General features: G+C 72.0%; 13 protein-coding genes. 7 read left to right on the forward strand and 6 right to left on the reverse strand.

What is annotated here, in order from left to right; all coding sequences use genetic code 11:
* Window positions 1-111: 111 nt before the first annotated feature.
* The 4 genes from QSK45_RS09840 to QSK45_RS09855 all read right to left on the reverse strand — a co-directional run bounded on the left by QSK45_RS09840 (window position 112) and on the right by QSK45_RS09855 (window position 3,099).
* A complete protein-coding gene (locus QSK45_RS09840; protein ID WP_285555205.1) occupies window positions 112-972 on the reverse strand; it encodes an SDR family oxidoreductase in 861 nt (286 codons plus the stop codon).
* Window positions 973-1,461: 489 nt separating this feature from the next.
* On the reverse strand, window positions 1,462-1,848 hold the full coding sequence (locus tag QSK45_RS09845; RefSeq protein ID WP_285555207.1) for a hypothetical protein: 387 nt from the start codon (window positions 1,846-1,848) through the stop codon (window positions 1,462-1,464).
* Between the two features lie 49 nt (window positions 1,849-1,897).
* Window positions 1,898-2,500 carry a DUF6000 family protein gene (locus QSK45_RS09850; protein WP_285555209.1) on the reverse strand — a complete coding sequence of 201 codons (603 nt, stop codon included), beginning with the start codon at window positions 2,498-2,500 and terminating at the stop codon, window positions 1,898-1,900.
* Window positions 2,501-2,679: 179 nt separating this feature from the next.
* Entirely contained in the window at window positions 2,680-3,099 is a 420-nt protein-coding gene (locus tag QSK45_RS09855; RefSeq protein ID WP_285555211.1) for a MerR family transcriptional regulator, read from the reverse strand.
* 60 nt (window positions 3,100-3,159) lie between these two features.
* Between QSK45_RS09855 and QSK45_RS09860 the strand changes: the two genes are divergently transcribed.
* The 3 genes from QSK45_RS09860 to QSK45_RS09875 all read left to right on the forward strand — a co-directional run bounded on the left by QSK45_RS09860 (window position 3,160) and on the right by QSK45_RS09875 (window position 6,767).
* The gene (locus QSK45_RS09860; protein WP_285555212.1) at window positions 3,160-3,879 is read left to right on the forward strand and encodes an SDR family oxidoreductase; all 720 of its coding nucleotides are present in this window, start codon (window positions 3,160-3,162) and stop codon (window positions 3,877-3,879) included.
* Between the two features lie 533 nt (window positions 3,880-4,412).
* Window positions 4,413-5,291 (forward strand): helix-turn-helix transcriptional regulator, encoded by an 879-nt coding sequence (locus QSK45_RS09870; protein ID WP_285555216.1) that lies wholly within the window; start codon window positions 4,413-4,415, stop codon window positions 5,289-5,291.
* 249 nt (window positions 5,292-5,540) lie between these two features.
* Complete coding sequence (locus tag QSK45_RS09875; protein WP_285555535.1) at window positions 5,541-6,767, forward strand: PP2C family protein-serine/threonine phosphatase; 1,227 nt, start codon at window positions 5,541-5,543, stop codon at window positions 6,765-6,767.
* 121 nt (window positions 6,768-6,888) lie between these two features.
* On the opposite strand, the gene tpg is transcribed toward QSK45_RS09875, so the two are convergent.
* Together tpg and tap are read right to left on the reverse strand one after the other, a co-directional pair.
* Entirely contained in the window at window positions 6,889-7,446 is a 558-nt protein-coding gene (gene tpg, locus QSK45_RS09880; protein ID WP_285555218.1) for a telomere-protecting terminal protein Tpg, read from the reverse strand.
* A 9-nt stretch (window positions 7,447-7,455) separates the two neighbouring features.
* On the reverse strand, window positions 7,456-9,705 hold the full coding sequence (gene tap, locus QSK45_RS09885) for a telomere-associated protein Tap (protein WP_285555220.1): 2,250 nt from the start codon (window positions 9,703-9,705) through the stop codon (window positions 7,456-7,458).
* Between the two features lie 446 nt (window positions 9,706-10,151).
* Between tap and QSK45_RS09890 the strand changes: the two genes are divergently transcribed.
* From QSK45_RS09890 to uca, 4 genes are all read left to right on the forward strand, one after another.
* The gene (locus tag QSK45_RS09890) at window positions 10,152-11,756 is read left to right on the forward strand and encodes an amino acid permease (protein WP_285555222.1); all 1,605 of its coding nucleotides are present in this window, start codon (window positions 10,152-10,154) and stop codon (window positions 11,754-11,756) included.
* 63 nt (window positions 11,757-11,819) lie between these two features.
* The gene (locus QSK45_RS09895) at window positions 11,820-12,731 is read left to right on the forward strand and encodes an urea amidolyase associated protein UAAP1 (RefSeq protein WP_285555224.1); all 912 of its coding nucleotides are present in this window, start codon (window positions 11,820-11,822) and stop codon (window positions 12,729-12,731) included.
* A 1-nt stretch (window position 12,732) separates the two neighbouring features.
* Window positions 12,733-13,533 (forward strand): urea amidolyase associated protein UAAP2, encoded by an 801-nt coding sequence (locus tag QSK45_RS09900; protein WP_395485328.1) that lies wholly within the window; start codon window positions 12,733-12,735, stop codon window positions 13,531-13,533.
* Window positions 13,530-17,123 (forward strand): urea carboxylase, encoded by a 3,594-nt coding sequence (gene uca, locus QSK45_RS09905; protein ID WP_285555227.1) that lies wholly within the window; start codon window positions 13,530-13,532, stop codon window positions 17,121-17,123. Before QSK45_RS09900 ends, uca begins: the two co-directional genes overlap by 4 nt.
* The last annotated feature ends 1 nt before the right edge of the window (window position 17,124 follow it).

The raw sequence follows: 17,124 nt of genomic DNA on the forward strand, positions 1-17,124 counted from the left end.
GCACCACCCGGGCATGGAGCCCTTTCCGACTTGCCCTCGCGCCCACCAGTCGGCCCTTCCGGTCGGTCGACGCGGGTGTGGTTCTCTCCGGTGCTCGCGGGCGGGTCCGTGTCAGCGCAGGGCGGCGGTGATCGCGTCGGCGAGGGTGGTGGTGGGCCGTCCGATCAGGCGGCGCAGGTCGCCGGTGTCGGTGAACAGTTCGCCGCGGCCCAGTCCGAGGTCGGAGTCGGCGAGGATCCGGGCCAGTTCGGCGGGCACGCCGGCGTCGCTCAGTGCCTGGGCGAACGCACCTGCGGGGAGGTCGGTGTAGGCGACGGGCGTGCCGGTCGCGGCGGAGGCGGTGGCGGCGAGTTCGGCCAGGGTGAACGCCTGGTCGCCACCCAGCTCGTAGACGGCGCCGGTGTGGCCCTCGGTGGTCAGGACGACCGCGGCGGCCTCGGCGTAGTCGGTGCGGGTCGCGGCACTGACCGTGCCGTCGCCGGCCGCTCCGAGGAAGGTGCCGTGCTGGAGGGCCAGGGGCAGCTGGCCGGTGTAGTTCTCCAGGTACCAGCTGTTGCGCAGCACCACGGCTGGGGCGTCGCGCTCGCGCAGGTACTCCTCGGTGGCGCGGTGGGTCTCGGCGAGGATCGTGCGGGCCGTGTCGGCCCGCGTCATGCTCGTGTACGCGATCAGGGGCACCTCGGCGGTCAGCGCTGCGTCGATGGCGCGGCGGTGATGGTCCAGGCGCTCGTCCACGGGGATCGAGGCCGAGATCAGCAGGAGCTTCTCCGCCCCCGCGAAGGCCACCGCGAGGCTGTCGGGGTCGGCGAAGTCCGCCCGGCGCGTCACGACACCACGGTCGGCCAGGTCCTTGATCCGGGCGGTGTCCCGGCCCGTGGCGACGATGTCCGCGGCCGGCACTCCACGCCGCAGCAGTGCCTCCACGGTGAGTCGGCCCAGCTGGCCGGTGGCTCCGGTGACGACGATGGACATGTGGGGTTCCCCATTTCCGCCGCGGCTTTCGCGGCACGCCATCACCCTGACCTGGCAACTCTCCATTGGTAAGTAGCCACTTCCGGGTAAGGTAGCCACCCGCATGAAAGAAATGAGGTGGGAGCCGTGACGCCTGCCGAGACTGTGACCGACGCGACGTCGTCGTAGGACCCGTACGAGCGGGGCTGCCAGCCCGCGAGACGTACGACACCCGTGCCGAGCAGACGGGCTGAGCCGCGCCTCGCCAAGGGCAGCGCCCGGCTCGACACCTCCAGGGCGAATCCGCTGAGTTCTGTCAGCACTTGGTGTCCGGCACCCTGCTTCAGCCGTCGGCCAGTTGCTCGACGGCCCTGAGGGTGTGACCGGCCGACTGCGACCTCGGTCGCCATGTGCCGCGCGGCGCGCGCGGCGGCCCCGGCGGTGTACTCCGGCTGCTGTACGGCTCGGTCGCGAGCACGTGGTCCCGCCGCGGCATCACCCCCAGAGTCCCTAGGCTGGTCGGCCTCCGGCACGTTCCCACTGGGCCTCGTCCCATTCCACGTATTCGATCTGGACGCCACCTGGCAGCTTCGCGGTCAGGTTCCTGCCCGTGGGGACGGCCTGCGGACCGCGCACGATCCGCGCTCCGGTTCGGTTGAGCAGCGCCCGGCACTCGTCGAGGTCATCGATGACGAGCGTGGCCACTGTCGCCCTGTAGGGCGCCAGTACTCGCTCATCGCCCGCCACCACCAGAACGCGGCCGACCGTGGCCAACTCCAGGCCGTCCGGCATCGTGAAGCGGGTGCTGACCGGCTCACCCGTAACCGAGGTGAGCGGCTCCAGCACTGCATCCAGGTCGTCGGCGTAGGCACGGGCGTACGTACGGAAGATGCGCATGGCTGCCAGGATGCCTGCTTGACGGCGAGGACGCCCCGTTCGCATGGGGTCAGGTGCCGGCGCACTCGTCGATGACGGCGCAGGCGAGGCGAATGCCGCCCAGGTAGGTGGAGATGCCGTCATCGCCGTGCATGTGGGACGCACCCTGGAACCACTGCCGCCACAGGCCGCCCTCCTGAAGGAAGTGGCCGGCCCGGTCGCCGTTCAGGACGGAGTCGGTGTACGCCAGGGCGCCCATGGCTGTCGGCTGGTCGTAGGCGAGGTCGGGCCGGCGCAGGTAGCGATCCAGGTAGGCGGCGAGCAAGTCGGCGTCCCGTGCGGTGCCGAAACTCGCCAGCGCCACGCAGTAGGCCCCACCCGCGCAGCAGAACTCGCTCTCCAGCAGCAGCGCTCCCAGACGCTCGCGGAAGTGAGCACGGCGCGAGACGGCCGCGAGCCATGCCGCGGTCCGCCGCTCGCGCCAGCTGCCTTCGAGGAGGATGGTGAGCTCGGCGTCGGAAACAGCGTTCGCGTCAGCGGCCAGGGCATGAACGAACGGCTCGTACTCCTCGCGCGACATACGAAGTACCGCTCCGCCGAGCTTCAGGTAGCGGCGCCCAGGGGCGCAATAGCGGCGGAACAGGGCCTGTATCTCGGGGTCGTGGCGGATCACCACCCCATCCTCTCGCAACGACCACGCAGTTGACGGCGTCAGGCGGAATACGCCTGCGGTGATCCGGAGACGGGAGGTCCGGCAGAGTGGACAGCACCGTGCGCAGTGGCGTGGCGGTGCCTGTTCGGCTCACGGGCCGGGCTGAAGGGGCCGACGGCGGGGCCATTGGGCGGCACCGCTCAGCGGTGTCGCGGCCGGACTGCTCGGGCAGAGGGAGTGGCGTCCGCTTGCGGCGTGCACTGCGCCGGTGAGGACGCCGTGTAGTCGGCGGCGAGGCGGATCAGCTCGTCGAGCCGCTCACGTGCCCGGGTCAGGTCATGGATCCGGGCCTGGATGCGGTCACGCTCATCCGTGAGTCGTCGGGTCATCTCCGGTGTGGCGACCAGGGTGTCCATGAACGGCAAGATGTGCAGGATCGCCTTGCTGGGCAGTCCGGCCGAGTAGAGGAGTTGGATGAACCTCACGCGCTCGACGTCGGACTCGGAGTACCGCCGCTGGTCTCCGGAGCCGCGGGCAGGAACGACGAGACCCTGCTCCTCGTAGTAGCGCAGGGCGCGAACGCTGACCCCCGCGCGTGCGGCGACCTTCCCGATGCGCATCGTGTCTCCTGGTCGGCCGGACTTGAACCTCACGTCGACGTGAGGTTCTAGCGTAATCGTATGAACATCAGCGGAGCCACAGCGCTCGTCACCGGAGCCAACCGCGGCATCGGCCTCCACCTGGCAGCCCAGCTCGTCGAGCGAGGGGCGAAGGTCTACGCGACCGCGCGGAGGCCGGAGTCCATCGACCTCGACGGCGTGGAGATTCTCGGCCTCGACATCACCGATCCCGGCGGCGTCGCAGCCGCCGCGCAGGCAGCCGGCGACGTCGACCTCCTCGTCAACAACGCGGGCATCGGCGGCGCGGCCCTGCTCGGCGACCTCGCCGGTGTCCGCGCCACGATGGACGTCAACTTCTGGGGAACGTTGTCCATGGTCCGCGCCTTCGCCCCGGTCCTGGCGAGAAACGGTGGAGGCGCCATCGTGAACATCGCCTCTTCGGCGTCCTGGTTCGTCTTTCCCGGCAGCAGCGCCTACGCGGTCTCCAAAGCCGCGGTCTGGAGCATGAGCAGCGCGCTGCGCCAGGAGCTGGCCGGGCAGGGGACCCTCGTCACCTCGGTACACCTCGGGGCGGCCGACACCGACATGATGAAGGGCTACGACGTACCCAAGATGCCCCCGGCCGACGTCGCACGCGCCGCCCTCGACGGTGTCGAGGCCGGCGCGTTCGAGGTCGTCGTCGACGAGTTCACCGCAATGGTCAAGGCGTCGCTGAGCAAAGACCCGAGGGAGTTCGACAGGCAGTTCCAGCAGTTCCTCAACCCCGCGAAGCCTCGCTGAAGCGCGGAAGTTCCGCGCTTCCCCGCCTCACCGTGATCCGCGAGCGACTTGCCCGACCCAGCGGCCTGAACCCGCCCGAGGGCCCGCATGTCCGACCGCATCCCTGGAGAGGACCGACCCCGCCATGCCCCGCCACGAGCACCCGGCGCGAGGCTCTGGTTGCTGCTCTACAAGGGCATGAACCAGTGGGCCGTGGGAACCGTCGAGATCCGCGCCGGGTCCTCCTGCCTTCAGCCGGAGCAGGCGCTCCGCTGTGCCTCCTGCCACTCACAGCGCGGGCACAGCGGAAGGCCGGGAACGTCGTACCGGTACTCGGTGGGTTCCCGGCACAGCACACACTCGGCGGTCGGCTCACCAGGTGCCGCCCGCCAGTTTTCCATCTCAGCAGCCGACGGACGCTCAGGAGTCGGGCAATAGGGTTCGTCCTCCGGCATGACATCTCCCTCACTCAGTAACACCATGGGGCTCGGCACGTACACCCACACAGTCATGTAGAGGCATATTGTGTCACGCCAGCAAGTAAGGTGGGTCAAGTGCATAGCGTCAATCCTCTGGGTGAGTTCATACGAGCCCGTCGGGCTGCCACCTCTCCCGCTCAGGTCGGTCTGCCGAGCGAAGGACTCCGGCGTACCTCGGGACTGCGGCGCAATGAAGTGGCCATGCTGGCCGGCGTGAGCGAGGGGTATTACACACGTCTCGAACAAGGGCGTGAAAAGCGTCCATCCGACCAAGTACTCAATGCGCTGACCCGGGTGTTCGGGCTGGACACGGAAGCCGCCGAGCATCTGCACCGGCTCGCCCAGCAGGGACTGTGCAACCGCGAGCCGTCCCCGGCCGAAGATCACGTGGCCCCGCATCTCCTTCATCTGATCGACGCCTGGGACACTCCCGCGCTGATCATGAGCCGCCGGTTCGACATCCTGGCCGCGAACGGACTGGGCAGGGCACTGTTCTCCGTCCTGGGCCCGGAGACGAATCTGACTCGCTTCATCTTCCTGGACCCCTCCGCCCGGCGGTTCTACCAGGACTGGGAGGCTCTCGCCTGGACCTGCGTGGCGAGCCTGCGCGCGACGGCGTCGCTCCACCCGGGAGACCGGAAACTGCGCGCCCTGGTGGAACAGGTGTCCGCCCGGAGCAAGGACCTCACCCGCCTGTGGGCGAGGTACGACGTCCGTGCCAAGCGGCACCAGATCGGATGGCTGCTGCACCCGGAGGCGGGCCCCCTGGAGCTGACGTATCAGTCGTTCACCATCAATGGCACGCCGGGCCACCAACTCGGCACCTTCCAGGCCGAGCCGGGTTCGCAGAGCGAACAGGCGCTGCGTCGTCTGGTGCCAGCGCCGCATCGGCCGGCCGCCGGGGACGAGGGCCGAGCCGACAGCCCAGAGGCGCGCGACTCCGACTCCTCGTGACCTGCTGATCGGGTACCCCCCTCGCCGGACAAAGGGGCCAGAGGCCCGGACTCCGCCGAAGTCCTTCTCCCTCGCAGCCGCCGGTGGCGACCAGCCACCGCGTGCGGCGACGGACGTGCTGGGGTCGAGTCGGTCTGGGCCGACATGCCGCGCATGGCCTAATGAGCCGCTCGGATGCGCCTTCGCGTCACGTTGTGCGAAGGGCGGTGACCTTGGGTGGCCGCAGGGAGAGAGGTGGCGATCCAGGCCATGGGCGAAGACGGCGCGGACCGGTCGGGGGGATTCGGCGAGCAGTTGCTGGGGCGGCTGCTGGACAGGGCGCGGCTGCTGCCGCCGCAGCTGGTCGCCCCGCTGATCGCGGAGGAGGTGACCAGGATCGGTGGCCGGGACCTCTCCATCCTGCTCCAGGACTACGCGCAGGAGCTGCTGGTACCGCTGCCGGGCAGGAAGCTGCACGCCGGCCAGCCCGAGCCGATGGCCGCCACACCCGCCGGCCGGGCCTTCCTGAGCGGGAAGACCGTCGAAGTGCCACAGGGCGGCGGGGGCGTCCGGGTGTACCTGCCGCTGCTGGACGGAAGCGATCACGTGGGCGTGATGGCACTGACGCTCGACTCCTTGGGCGAGGACGACCGGCGCCTGATGAACAGGCTCGCCGGTCTGGTCGCCGACATGCTGGTCACCAAGGCCGCCTACACCGACCAGTTCTTCCTGGCCCGGCGTCGGGAGCCGATGAGCGTGTCCGCGGAGATCCAGTGGAACCTGTTGCCGCCGCTGACGATGTCCGTGCCGCAGGTCCAGGTGGCCGGCATCCTGGAGCCTGCCTACCGGGTCGCCGGCGACAGCTTCGACTACGCCCTCAACGACAACATCCTGCACGCGGCCGTGATCGACGCGATGGGCCACGGCCTGGACGCCGCCACGATGGCGACCGTGGCCATCGGCGCCTACCGGCACGCCCGGCGCGTGTTCATCAGCCTGGCCGAGAAGTACGCGTTCATGGACGACGCCATCTCCCGGCAGTTCGGGCCCGACCACTTCGCCACAGCGCAGCTCATGCACCTGAACATCGCCACCGGTGAGATGGAGCTGGTCAACGCGGGCCACCCCGCGCCGCTGCTCATCCACGACGGCCGGGTCGTCGGGCAGTTGGAGAGCGCGACGACGCTGCCCGTCGGTTTCGGCGGTGAGCTGCCCCGCATCATGGAGCACGCGCTCCAGCGAGGCGACCGGGTGCTCTGCTACACCGACGGCATCATCGAGGAGCGCGTGCACGGCGGGGAGCCGTTCGGTGAGGAGCGACTCATCGCTTGCGTCAACCGCCTGGGGGAAGAGCCCTCGCAGGGATTGCGGGCGGATCTGCGCCGACTCTCCCACACCCTGAAGAGGGAACGGGGCGGGCGCACGAGCGACGACGCCACCCTTTTCATGATCGAGTGGCGTGGAGGCGCCGCCGACCACTTCTCCGTCCTTGGCTGAGTGCCTCCACCTCCGAGGCGGTGCCGCCCACGAGGACGAGGCCCCGCTCGACGATCCAGGCCGGCCGGCCTCCCGGAAGTGCCCCCGACCGCGGCTCGTGGGCTGTTCGGGGCGCGGCCCGCTACAGGTCGAACTCCACGTGCTCGATGTCCGTGAAGCGGACCTCCTCCAGCTGGCCGGCGCGGCGACCGCTGTCCTGGAAGTACACCTCCTTGAGCCCCTCGGCGGCGATCCGCTGCAACTGCCGCTCCCCGGCGCCGGCCTCCTGGGCGTCGAAGAGGCGGGCGGCGAACTGCGGCGGGAGGGCGATGGTCAGGTGCCGGATCCGGGCGTCGTCGGTCGAACCGACCGGCGCGGTGTAGCCGATCCGGGCGCGGGTGTCGATGATGATGCCGCCCGTCGTCGCCGCCGTCCGCCGTGCCCTGGCCCTCACCTGCGGCTGCCACCGCTTCATCACCTCGCGCTCCAGGCGTGCGGCGAGGTCGGGGCGGGGCTTCTTGATCTGGTCCTTCACGTACCGTTCGACGGTGCGCTGGGAGATGCCCAGCGTCCGGGCGACCGCTTTGGTGCCCTTGAGCTGCTTGACCAGGTACCGCATCCGCGCGGGCGCGCTCTTGGGCGCCGGGCGGGTGAACGCCTTCTGCACCGCGGCCTCCAGGCCGTCCCCGAACAGGCTCATCGACCTCGCCTACTCTCCGTTGTCGACGTCGGTGACGGTGCCGTCCTTGATGTACCGGGCGAGATTGAGGTCCGGGGCGTCGAACCGCTCGCGGACCTCCTCGCCCCACAGCACGCTCTGGGTGCCCTCGTGCTTGACCAGGCCCGGGTTGATGCCGAGCTTGAAGCCGCCGGGCAGCGCCTTGCCGTCCCGGTAGGGCAGGAAGTCCAGCGGGCTCGGCCCGTTCGAGGCGTAGACGACGCAGTCGGACAGGATCGCGACCGGGTACTGCCCGGTGAACGCCGCGTGCTTGACGATCTTGCGGTGCAGGTTGATCCGGGTGCGGGAGATGACCGCCGCGCGGATGTCCGGGCGCCACGTCGGCCGCTCCAGCGCCCGCCACGGCTCGCCCGGTCGCCAGCCCTCGCCCCGGGGCCGCTCGCGCAGCTTGCCCAGGCCGCCCTTCACCGTCGCCTTGATCGCGGAGACGACGATCGCCAGCTCCGGGTCGCGCTCCCGGTAGCCGTCCATCGCCGCCAGGAAGTCGGCCGGTGCCATGTCCGCGTGGACGCCGAGGTCGGCCATCGTGGCGAGGAAGGCGTCGCGCAACCGGTTGTACCAGCCGTCCAGGTAGCGGCCGCTCTCGTGGCGGACCCATGCCTCGACGGGACGGACCTCGTAGCCGAGTTCCACCGCGTACGCGACGGTGGGTGTCGCGTACCAGGCCGGTCCCTCGGGGCGATCGCCCTTCGGCGTGAACGGACTGGGCAGCAGGCCGGCGTCCAGGTCCGCCCATCGGTCCTTGGCGATCCTCACGCGTGACAGGTCCACATGGGACAGGTCGACCAGCCAGGAGCCGGGCAGCTTCGGGTCGAACACCGGATTCCCGACACGGGTGGGCGCGCCGAGGCCGACGGTCAGGCCGTTGGCGCCCGCGGCGAAGGCCATGTTGACGTCGAGGCCGACCAGGTGCCGCAAGGTGCACTCGGCATCGGTCATCGGTCGCGCCCAGTCGTACGCCTCCTCGAACAGCTTCTCCGCGGGGCCGCGGACGTGGAAGCGCGGCAGGTCCTTCAGGAGCGGGTGGCCGTCGGGAGCCTCGCACGGGGCGCAGTCCACCGGGTCCTTGCCCAGGCTGCCGGGGTTGTGCTCGGAGTACCGGCGGCCGTCGGCGCCGGGCTCGGAGGCGCGGGTCGGCGGGTGCAGCGCGGTCATCAGCTCCAGGCCGGTGACGGCGGTGGAGCCGCGCGGTGTCATGACGCGGGAGGCGTAGACGCCCAGGACGCGGGCGAGTTCGGGTGCCGGGAGTTGTCCGGCCTCGCCCCAGTGACGGGAGTCGAGCGCGTGCCAGGACGGGACGCACAGCTGGACGCAGGCCCGCTTCGAGCCCTGCGCGGGACGGTAGATCCGCGCCCACGGCCCGAACCCGCGCTTGGTCAGCTTCCAGTCGGCGCGCGCCAGCTGCTTGATGACCTTGTGGCCCTCGGGGAGCCGCCCGGCGAGCCGTTCCCCGTCGGTGAGGGAGACGGGGAGGCCGTAGCGCTTCAGCGCGGCCTCGGTGAGCACGAGCAGCGGGTCGGCGTCCTTGCCCGGCCCGGACAGCTTCGGCTGCCCCAGCCTCGCCTCCCCCAGCGTCCATTCCGCGAGGGCGGGGATCGACTTGGCCGGCACGTCCAGGACGAGGCCGCCGGTGCAGTACGCCAGCACCTGGCCGTCCTTCACGTCGACGACCGCCAGGGGTCCGTTCTCGAACCGCGGGCCGGTGCCGCCCGCCGTAGTGCCGGCCGGGGCTGTCTTCCGCGCGTCCGGAAGGTCCTTCCGCGTGTCCGGACGGCGAGCCGTCGACGCCGGCGCGGCGGTGCGCGCCGGACGTGTCGCGGCGGCCGGAGCGGCGGCGACAGGAGCGGGGGCCTCGTGTGCGGTCATCGCCGCGCCTTGGGGGGCCGGGCCGGTGGGTTGGGTGTGCGCGGCCGGCGGGGCGGACGCGACCGTGGAGGCGGCCGGCGCGGGGGCGGTCGGCTCCGGCGCCGGGGGTGGGGGGTAGAGGTTCGCGAGTTGCGTCAGCAGTCGCGCGTACGCCTCGCGCTCCGGGCCTCGCGGCTCGGTCGGCTTCTTGGCCGACTCCCAGCCGGACACCGTGGCCCGCCGCACCTTCAGCGCGGCGGCGACTTCGTCCAGCGTCAGGCCGTGCGCGACCCTCAGCCGCTTGCGCTCCTCCGCGGGAGGCAGCGGGGAACGAGACGCGACCAGCGCGTCGACGGCGTCGAACAACTCGGACACGAGGTACCTCCGGGCGACACCCTATCCCAGGAAACGTACGGAGAGTGCACTTTCTCCGTACGGATCGCGTACGCGCGGCGGCGTTCGCGCTGTCTCCGGGGACCTTCGGGTTCAGTCGCTCCGGTCGCTCGGTGAGACATGGTGCTGAAGATCGACAGTACAGGGACGCCCTCGTCAGCCCCCTAGGTCCCGGCAGTCACGCCGTTGCGGGCGTGACGACGGCCTGCATGACCCCGTCGGGGGTCGTGCCGCCCGTCGTCACGTCGAGGGGCGGGTTCGGTGCAGCGGGGCGGAACGGACCAGCGGCGTCCGTTCCCCGGGCGGCCTCCTCCGCGGCTTCGGATACAGGAAGTTAACTCCCCCGACCCTGGCGCGAGACCGCCCCGGCCGACGATCGCCATACCTGTCAAGCGACAGGTATCCGTCGATCGATCGGAGGTGCGGTGATGAGCCGGCCCCAACTCCCCTCAGGGCAGAGCCTGCGCGGCGGCGCCGCGAACAGGCCCGCTCCCCTCGGCTACCAGCAGGAACTCCGCCGCCAGGTGGGCGGCTTCGCCTCCTTCGCCGCGGGTTTCTCCTTCGTCTCGATCCTCACCACCGTCTTCCAGTTGTTCGGTCTCGGCTTCGGCCTCGGCGGTGCGACGTTCTTCTGGACGTGGCCGCTGGTCTTCGCGGGCCAGTTGCTGGTCGCGCTCTGTTTCGCCGAACTGGCGGCGCGCTGGCCCATATCCGGGGCGATCTACCAGTGGTCGAGCCGACTGGCCGGCACCACGGTGGGCTGGTTCGTCGGCTGGGTCATGATCCTCGGGCAGATCCTCACCGTCGCGGCGGCGGCGATCGCCGCGCAGGCGGTGCTGCCGGGCATCTGGTCGGGCTTCCAGATCGTCGGGGGGCCGGGCGCCGACCCCTCGGTCGGCTCCCCGACCGGCGCGCGGAACGCGGTCCTGCTGGGCTGCCTGCTGCTGGTGGTCACCACGGTGGTCAACGTCCTGGGCATCCGTCAGATGGCCGCCGCCACCAGCTTCGGTGTGGCGGTCGAGATCATCGGCGTGGTCGCCCTGGTCCTGGCGCTCTTCTTCCTGCCCGAGCGCGGCCCGCAGGTCGTGCTCCACGACACCGGCCGGTCCGGGCACGGCGGCTACCTCGGGGCGCTCCTCGCGTCCTCGCTGATGGCGGCGTACGTGATGGTCGGCTTCGACTCGGCGGGCGAGTTGGCGGAGGAGACCCACAGCCCGCGCCGGACCACTCCCCGGACCATCCTGCGGGCGCTGATCACCTCCGGCGTCGGCGGCGCGCTGCTGATCCTTTCGGGGCTCATGGCGGCGAGCAGCCTGACCGACGGGAAACTGGCCGCGGGCGGTCTCTCCTGGGTGCTCACCGACCGGCTCGGCGGGGTCGCGGGCCGACTGCTGCTGTGCTGCGTGGCGGTCGCGGTGTTCGCCTGCACCCTGGCCGTGCAGACCTCCGGGGCGCGGATGATGTACTCCATGGCACGCGAAGGCGCCCTGCCGTTCCACCGGCGCCTCGCGAAGGTCTCGGCCCGCACCGGCACACCGGTCACCACGTCGATCGTGGTCGGCGTCGCTGCCGCCGCCGCGCTCGTCGTGAACATCGGCCAGTCGGCGATCTTCACCGCGCTGTCCAGCCTCTGCATCGCCATGCTGTACCTGGCCTATCTGGGCGTCACTCTGCCGCTGCTGGTCAGCCGGATCCGGCGACGGGCCACCGGAGGACTCCCGGCGGGTGTCGACGAGACCGGGCGGCCCCTGTTCTCACTGGGCCGGTGGGGAGTGGCGGTCAACGCGGTCGCGGTGCTCTACCAGGCCGGCATGACGGTCGACCTGGTCTGGCCGCGCGCGGAGATCTACGACCTCACCGGCGGCACCTGGTGGCTGCGGTGGAGCGCCCCGCTCTTCATCGGGCTCAGTCTCGCCGCCGGCGCCGCCTACTTCCTCTCCCGACGGCTGCACCGCCGTATCGAGCTGAGGCACGTGCCCCACACGCACACCGAGCCTCCCCGCGAGGCCGAGGCCGTCGCCGAGCCCGCCTGAGGGCCCGGCGGGACGAGCGGCGGCTTCCACCACGCACCACCACGAAGGGACGACGGGACATCCATGACCACCGCGGAAAGGCCGGCGGCGAGCGCGCCGCACGGCCGCTACCCCACCGAGCGGGTTCCGGCCCACGCCCGTGACCTGCATCTGACCGACAGCGTCCGTAGCGCCCGCGACGACGCCCGTGCCCAGGGCGGGCAGTCCGGGGAGTGGATGCCGTACCTTCCGGCGTCCGGCAGCCCGTACCGCCCGCCGGGCGTGGACCCGGCCGCCCTCGTCTGGGCGGAGACGGTGGCACCGGGCGGCTACACGCACAAGGCGCTCGCCCGCGGCACCCGGCTGCGCTTCGACGACCCGACCGGCGACGCCTGCGCCCACCTGCTGCTCTTCAACGCGCTGGAGCCGGTGGAGCGGCTCAACGTCGCCGACACCCTGAAGATCCCCTGGCAGGCGTACCTGGGCGAGAACCATCCGCTGCTGTCCGGTGACGGCCGGGTCCTGGCCGTCGTCAGCGACGACTCCTCCGGCCGGCACGACGCCTTCTGCGGCACCAGCACGGACGCCTGGAACGAGCGCAAGTACGGTGACGCCCGCCCCGAGGGACCGGCGCCGTCCGGCCGGGGACTCTTCCTCAAGGCGGCCGCCAAGCACGGTCTGGGCCGCCGCGACCTGCCGCCCGGCGTGTCCTTCTTCCAGGGCGTACGCGTCGGGGCGGACGGCACCCTCGGCTGGCGGGGCAGCGCCGGGCCGGGCACGCATGTCGAACTCGTCGCGGAGATGCCCCTGTTGGTGCTGGTCGCCAACGTCGCCCACCCGCTGGACCCGCGGCCGGACTACGTCGTCGGCCCGCTGCGCGTGCACGCCTGGCGCGGTGCGCCGACCGGTCCGGACGAGCCGCGGTTCACCGCCACGCCGGAGCTGCACCGGGCCTACCTCAACACCGTCGACTACTGCGAAGCCAGGGGGCTGTGACATGGCGACCACACGGACCGGGAACACCCCGGTCACCTTTCCGACGGCCTCGGGCGGCACCGTCGCCTCCACCGTCCCCGTCGGCGCGGTCCACGCGCCGGGCTCCCCGCTGGACCGGGGAGCGAGCCTGGTCGAGGGCGCCGTCGTCCTCGACGACACGGTGGCCCCCAACGCGCCCTGGTCGGCGGTGGTGCGCCGGGGACACGTCCTGACGATCGTCGACGTCGGCGGGAACCAGTCGGCCGACTGCCTGCTCTACGACGCCGACGATCCCGAGGAGCGCTACAGCGTGCCCGACACCCTGGCCTGGCAGGGCAACGCGTATGTGCGCACCGGCACCGTGCTGCGCAGCAACGAGGGCAGGGCGCTGATGACCGTCGTGGCCAACGAGATCGACCGCCAGGACACCATCGGCGGTGCCTGCGGCAAGGAGTCCAACACCCTGCGCTACGGCCACCATGTGATGTTCCAGCACGGCTGCCGGGAGAACTTCCTGGCCGAGGCCGGCCGGCGTGGCCTCGGTGTGCGGGACCTCGTCTCCAACCTCAACTGGTTCATGAACGTGCCCGTCGAGGCGGACGGCGCGCTGGGCATCGTGGACGGCATGTCGGCGCCGGGCCGCCGGGTCGCGGTGCGCGCCGACAGGGACGTGCTGGTGCTGGTGTCCAACTGCCCGCAGATGAACAACCCGTGCAACGACTTCAACCCGACGCCGCTGCGGATGCTCGTCGTGGACCCCGCGGCCGTCGCGGGCGGCACACGGTCCGCGGCGGCCGCCGGCACTTTGGGGGGAACCGCGTGACCCGCCCCGCCGCCGTACTCGTCGCCAACCGCGGTGAGATAGCCCGCCGCGTCATCCGCACCGCCAAGCGGATGGGACTCGCCACCGTCGCCGTCTTCTCCGACGCCGACCGGGCCGCTCCCCACGTCCGCGAGGCCGACCACGCGGTCCGCCTGGGCCCGGCGCCGGCCCGCGAGTCGTATCTGCGCGGCGACGCGATCATCGAGGCCGCGCTCGCCCACGGCGCCGGGATCATCCACCCCGGCTACGGCTTCCTCTCCGAGAACACCGCCTTCGCCCGTGCCGTGGAGAAGGCGGGCATCGTGTTCGCCGGGCCGACCGCCGACCAGATCACCGCCTTCGGCGAGAAGCACACCGCGCGCGCCCTGGCGAAGGCGGCCGGCGTGCCGCTGCTGGCCGGTACGGAGCTGCTCGCGAGCGCCGAGGAGGCCGTCACGGCGGCCGGTTCGATCGGACTGCCCGTGATGGTCAAGGCCACCGGTGGCGGCGGTGGCATCGGCATGCAGGCCTGCGCGACGGCCGACGAGGTGCGCGACGCCTTCGCCCGGGTCGCGGCGCTCGCCGAGTCCCACTTCGGTTCCGGCGGGGTGTTCCTGGAGCGCCTGGTGCGGCCCGCCCGCCATGTCGAGGTGCAGGTCTTCGGCGACGGCACCGGCCGGATCGCCGTACTCGGCGACCGGGACTGCTCGCTCCAGCGCCGCAACCAGAAGGTGATCGAGGAAGCCCCGGCCCCGGCCCTGCCCGCACGGGTGCGCGCGCTGCTGCACGACTCCTCGCGCCGGCTGCTCGCCTCGGTGGACTACCGGGGGGCGGGCACCGTGGAGTTCGTCTACGACCCGCTGCGCGAGGAGGCCGCCTTCCTGGAGGTCAACACCCGCCTCCAGGTCGAGCACCCGGTGACGGAGCAGGCGTACGGCGTCGACCTCGTCGAACTCATGCTGCTGCTGGCCCGTGACGGCGAGGTGGACGACGCGGTGTTCGAGCGCGAGTGGACGCCCTCCGGGCACGCCGTGGAGGCCCGGGTCTACGCCGAGGACCCCGGGAAGGACTCGCTGCCCTCCTCGGGCCTGATCACGCGGGCGGCCTTCCCGGGGCAGGGCGCGGACGCCCTGCCCGGCGTCCGCGTCGACGGCTTCGCCGAGACCGGTCTGGAGATCTCGCCGTACTACGACCCCATGCTCGCCAAGGTGATCGCCGAGGGCCCCACCCGGGACGCCGCGTTCGACCTGCTCGGCCGGGCCCTGGCCGAGAGCCGCGTGGACGGCGTGGTCACCAACCTGGGGCTGCTGCGCGCGCTGACCGTACGGGACGAGGTGCGCGGGACGGCGCACAGCACCAGCACGCTCGACACCACCACCGACCCCGAGCCGCGCATCGACGTGCTGGTGCCCGGGGCGATGACCACCGTGCAGGACCTGCCCGGCCGACTCGGCCACTGGCACGTGGGCGTGCCGCCGAGCGGGCCCTTCGACGCCGTCTCGTTCGCCGAGGCCAACCTCGCCGTCGGCAACCCGGAGACGGCGCCCGGCCTGGAGGTCACCGCGGGCGGACTGTCCCTGCGCTTCTCGCACTCCGCCGTGGTCGCCGTCACCGGCGCGCCCGTCCCGGTCACCGTGGACGGCACCGCGGCACCCCTGTGGGAACCGGTGCCGGTGCCGGCCGGCGCCACCCTGGTGCTCGGCGCCTGCCAGGGGCCCGGCCTGCGCAGTTACGTGGCCGTCCGGGGCGGGCTCGACGTACCCGGCTACCTGGGCAGCGCCTCGACGTTCACCCTCGGCGGTTTCGGCGGGCACGGCGGGCGGGCGCTGCGCGCGGGAGACGTCCTGCGGCCCGGCACCGCCCCGGCCGCGGGCGGCGGCCCGACGCCGTCCGGGCGCCGGCCCGCGATCGTCACGCACTGGCGGATCGGTGTGACCGAGGGCCCGCACGCGGCGCCCGAGTTCTTCACCCGCGAGGACATCGACACCCTCTACGCCACCGACTACCAGGTGCACCACAACTCGGCCCGCACCGGTATCCGCCTGATCGGACCGAAGCCCCGGTGGGCCCGCGAGGACGGCGGCGAGGCGGGACTGCACCCCTCGAACATCCACGACACCCCGTACGCGGTGGGCGCGCTGGACTTCACGGGGGACACGCCGATCGTCCTGGGCCCCGACGGGCCGTCCCTCGGCGGGTTCGTGTGCCCCGCCGTGGTCGCCAGCGGCGAACTGTGGAAGCTCGGCCAGCTCCGCCCGGGGGACGCCGTCCGTTTCGTGCCGGTCAGGGAGGCGGAGGCGGCCGGCCTCGACGCCCGCCGCGCCTCGCCCGCGCTGATCGGCGCGGGCGGTGACGGCGACGACGGCGTGCTGGGCCGCCTGGAGGGCACCGATGCCCGCCCGGCCGTCACCTATCGCCGGGACGGCGACGACAACGTCCTGGTCGAGTACGGCCCCATGGTGCTCGACCTCGGCCTGCGGATGCGCGTGCACGCCCTCCAGGAGACCCTCGCCGCGCACGCGCCCGACGGTGTCGTCGACGTCACTCCGGGCATCCGGTCCCTCCAGATCCACACCGACGCCCGTCGGCTGAAGGCCCGTGACCTGACGGTCCTGTTGCGTGAGCTGGAGGACGAGGTGCCGCCCACCGACGAGCTGGTCGTCCCCTCCCGCACGGTGCGGCTGCCGTTGAGCTGGGACGACCCGGCGACCCGCCTGGCCATCGAGCGGTACATGGCCGGGGTCCGGGACGACGCCCCGTGGTGCCCGTGGAACATCGAGTTCATCCGCCGCGTCAACGGCCTGGAAACCGCCGACGACGTCTACCGCACCGTCTTCGACGCCTCCTACCTGGTGCTCGGACTCGGCGACGTGTACCTCGGCGCGCCCGTGGCCACCCCGCTCGACCCCCGGCACCGCCTCGTGACCACCAAGTACAACCCGGCCCGCACCTGGACCGCGGAGAACTCCGTCGGCATCGGCGGCGCCTACCTGTGCGTCTACGGCATGGAGGGCCCCGGCGGGTACCAGTTCGTCGGCCGCACCGTGCAGGTCTGGAACCGGTACCGCAGGGGCGGCCTGTTCCGGGACTCCCCGTGGGCGCTGCGCTTCTTCGACCGGATCGAGTGGTACCCGGTCACCGCGGAGGAACTGCTGGAACTCCGCGCGGAGACCGACGCGGGACGCGGCGACTTCGCCACGGAGGAGGGCACCTTCTCGATCGCCGGGTACAACGCCTTCCTGGCCGCCCACGCCGACTCGATCGCCGCCTTCCGGCAGCGGCAGAGTGCCGCGTTCGAGGCGGAGAGGCAACGCTGGCGGGCCGCGGGCGAGTTCGACCGCGACGACGGTCCGGAACCCGTGACCGCCGCCGCCGCTGTCACCGTCCCGGACGGCGCGGTCCCGGTCACCGCGCCGTTCACCGCCACCGTCTGGCAGATCACCGCCGAGCCCGGCACCGCCCTGGCCGACGGCGATCCGATCCTCTCCCTGGAGGCGATGAAGATGGAGTCCAAGGTGCACGCCCCCGCGGCCGGAACCCTGCTGGAGGTCTACGTCAAGCCCGGCGAACAGGTCGCGCCCGGCCAGGTCCTCGCGGCGGTGCGGGCATGAG

Source organism: Streptomyces hygroscopicus subsp. hygroscopicus (assembly GCF_030269125.1).
GTDB lineage: Bacteria > Actinomycetota > Actinomycetes > Streptomycetales > Streptomycetaceae > Streptomyces > Streptomyces hygroscopicus_C.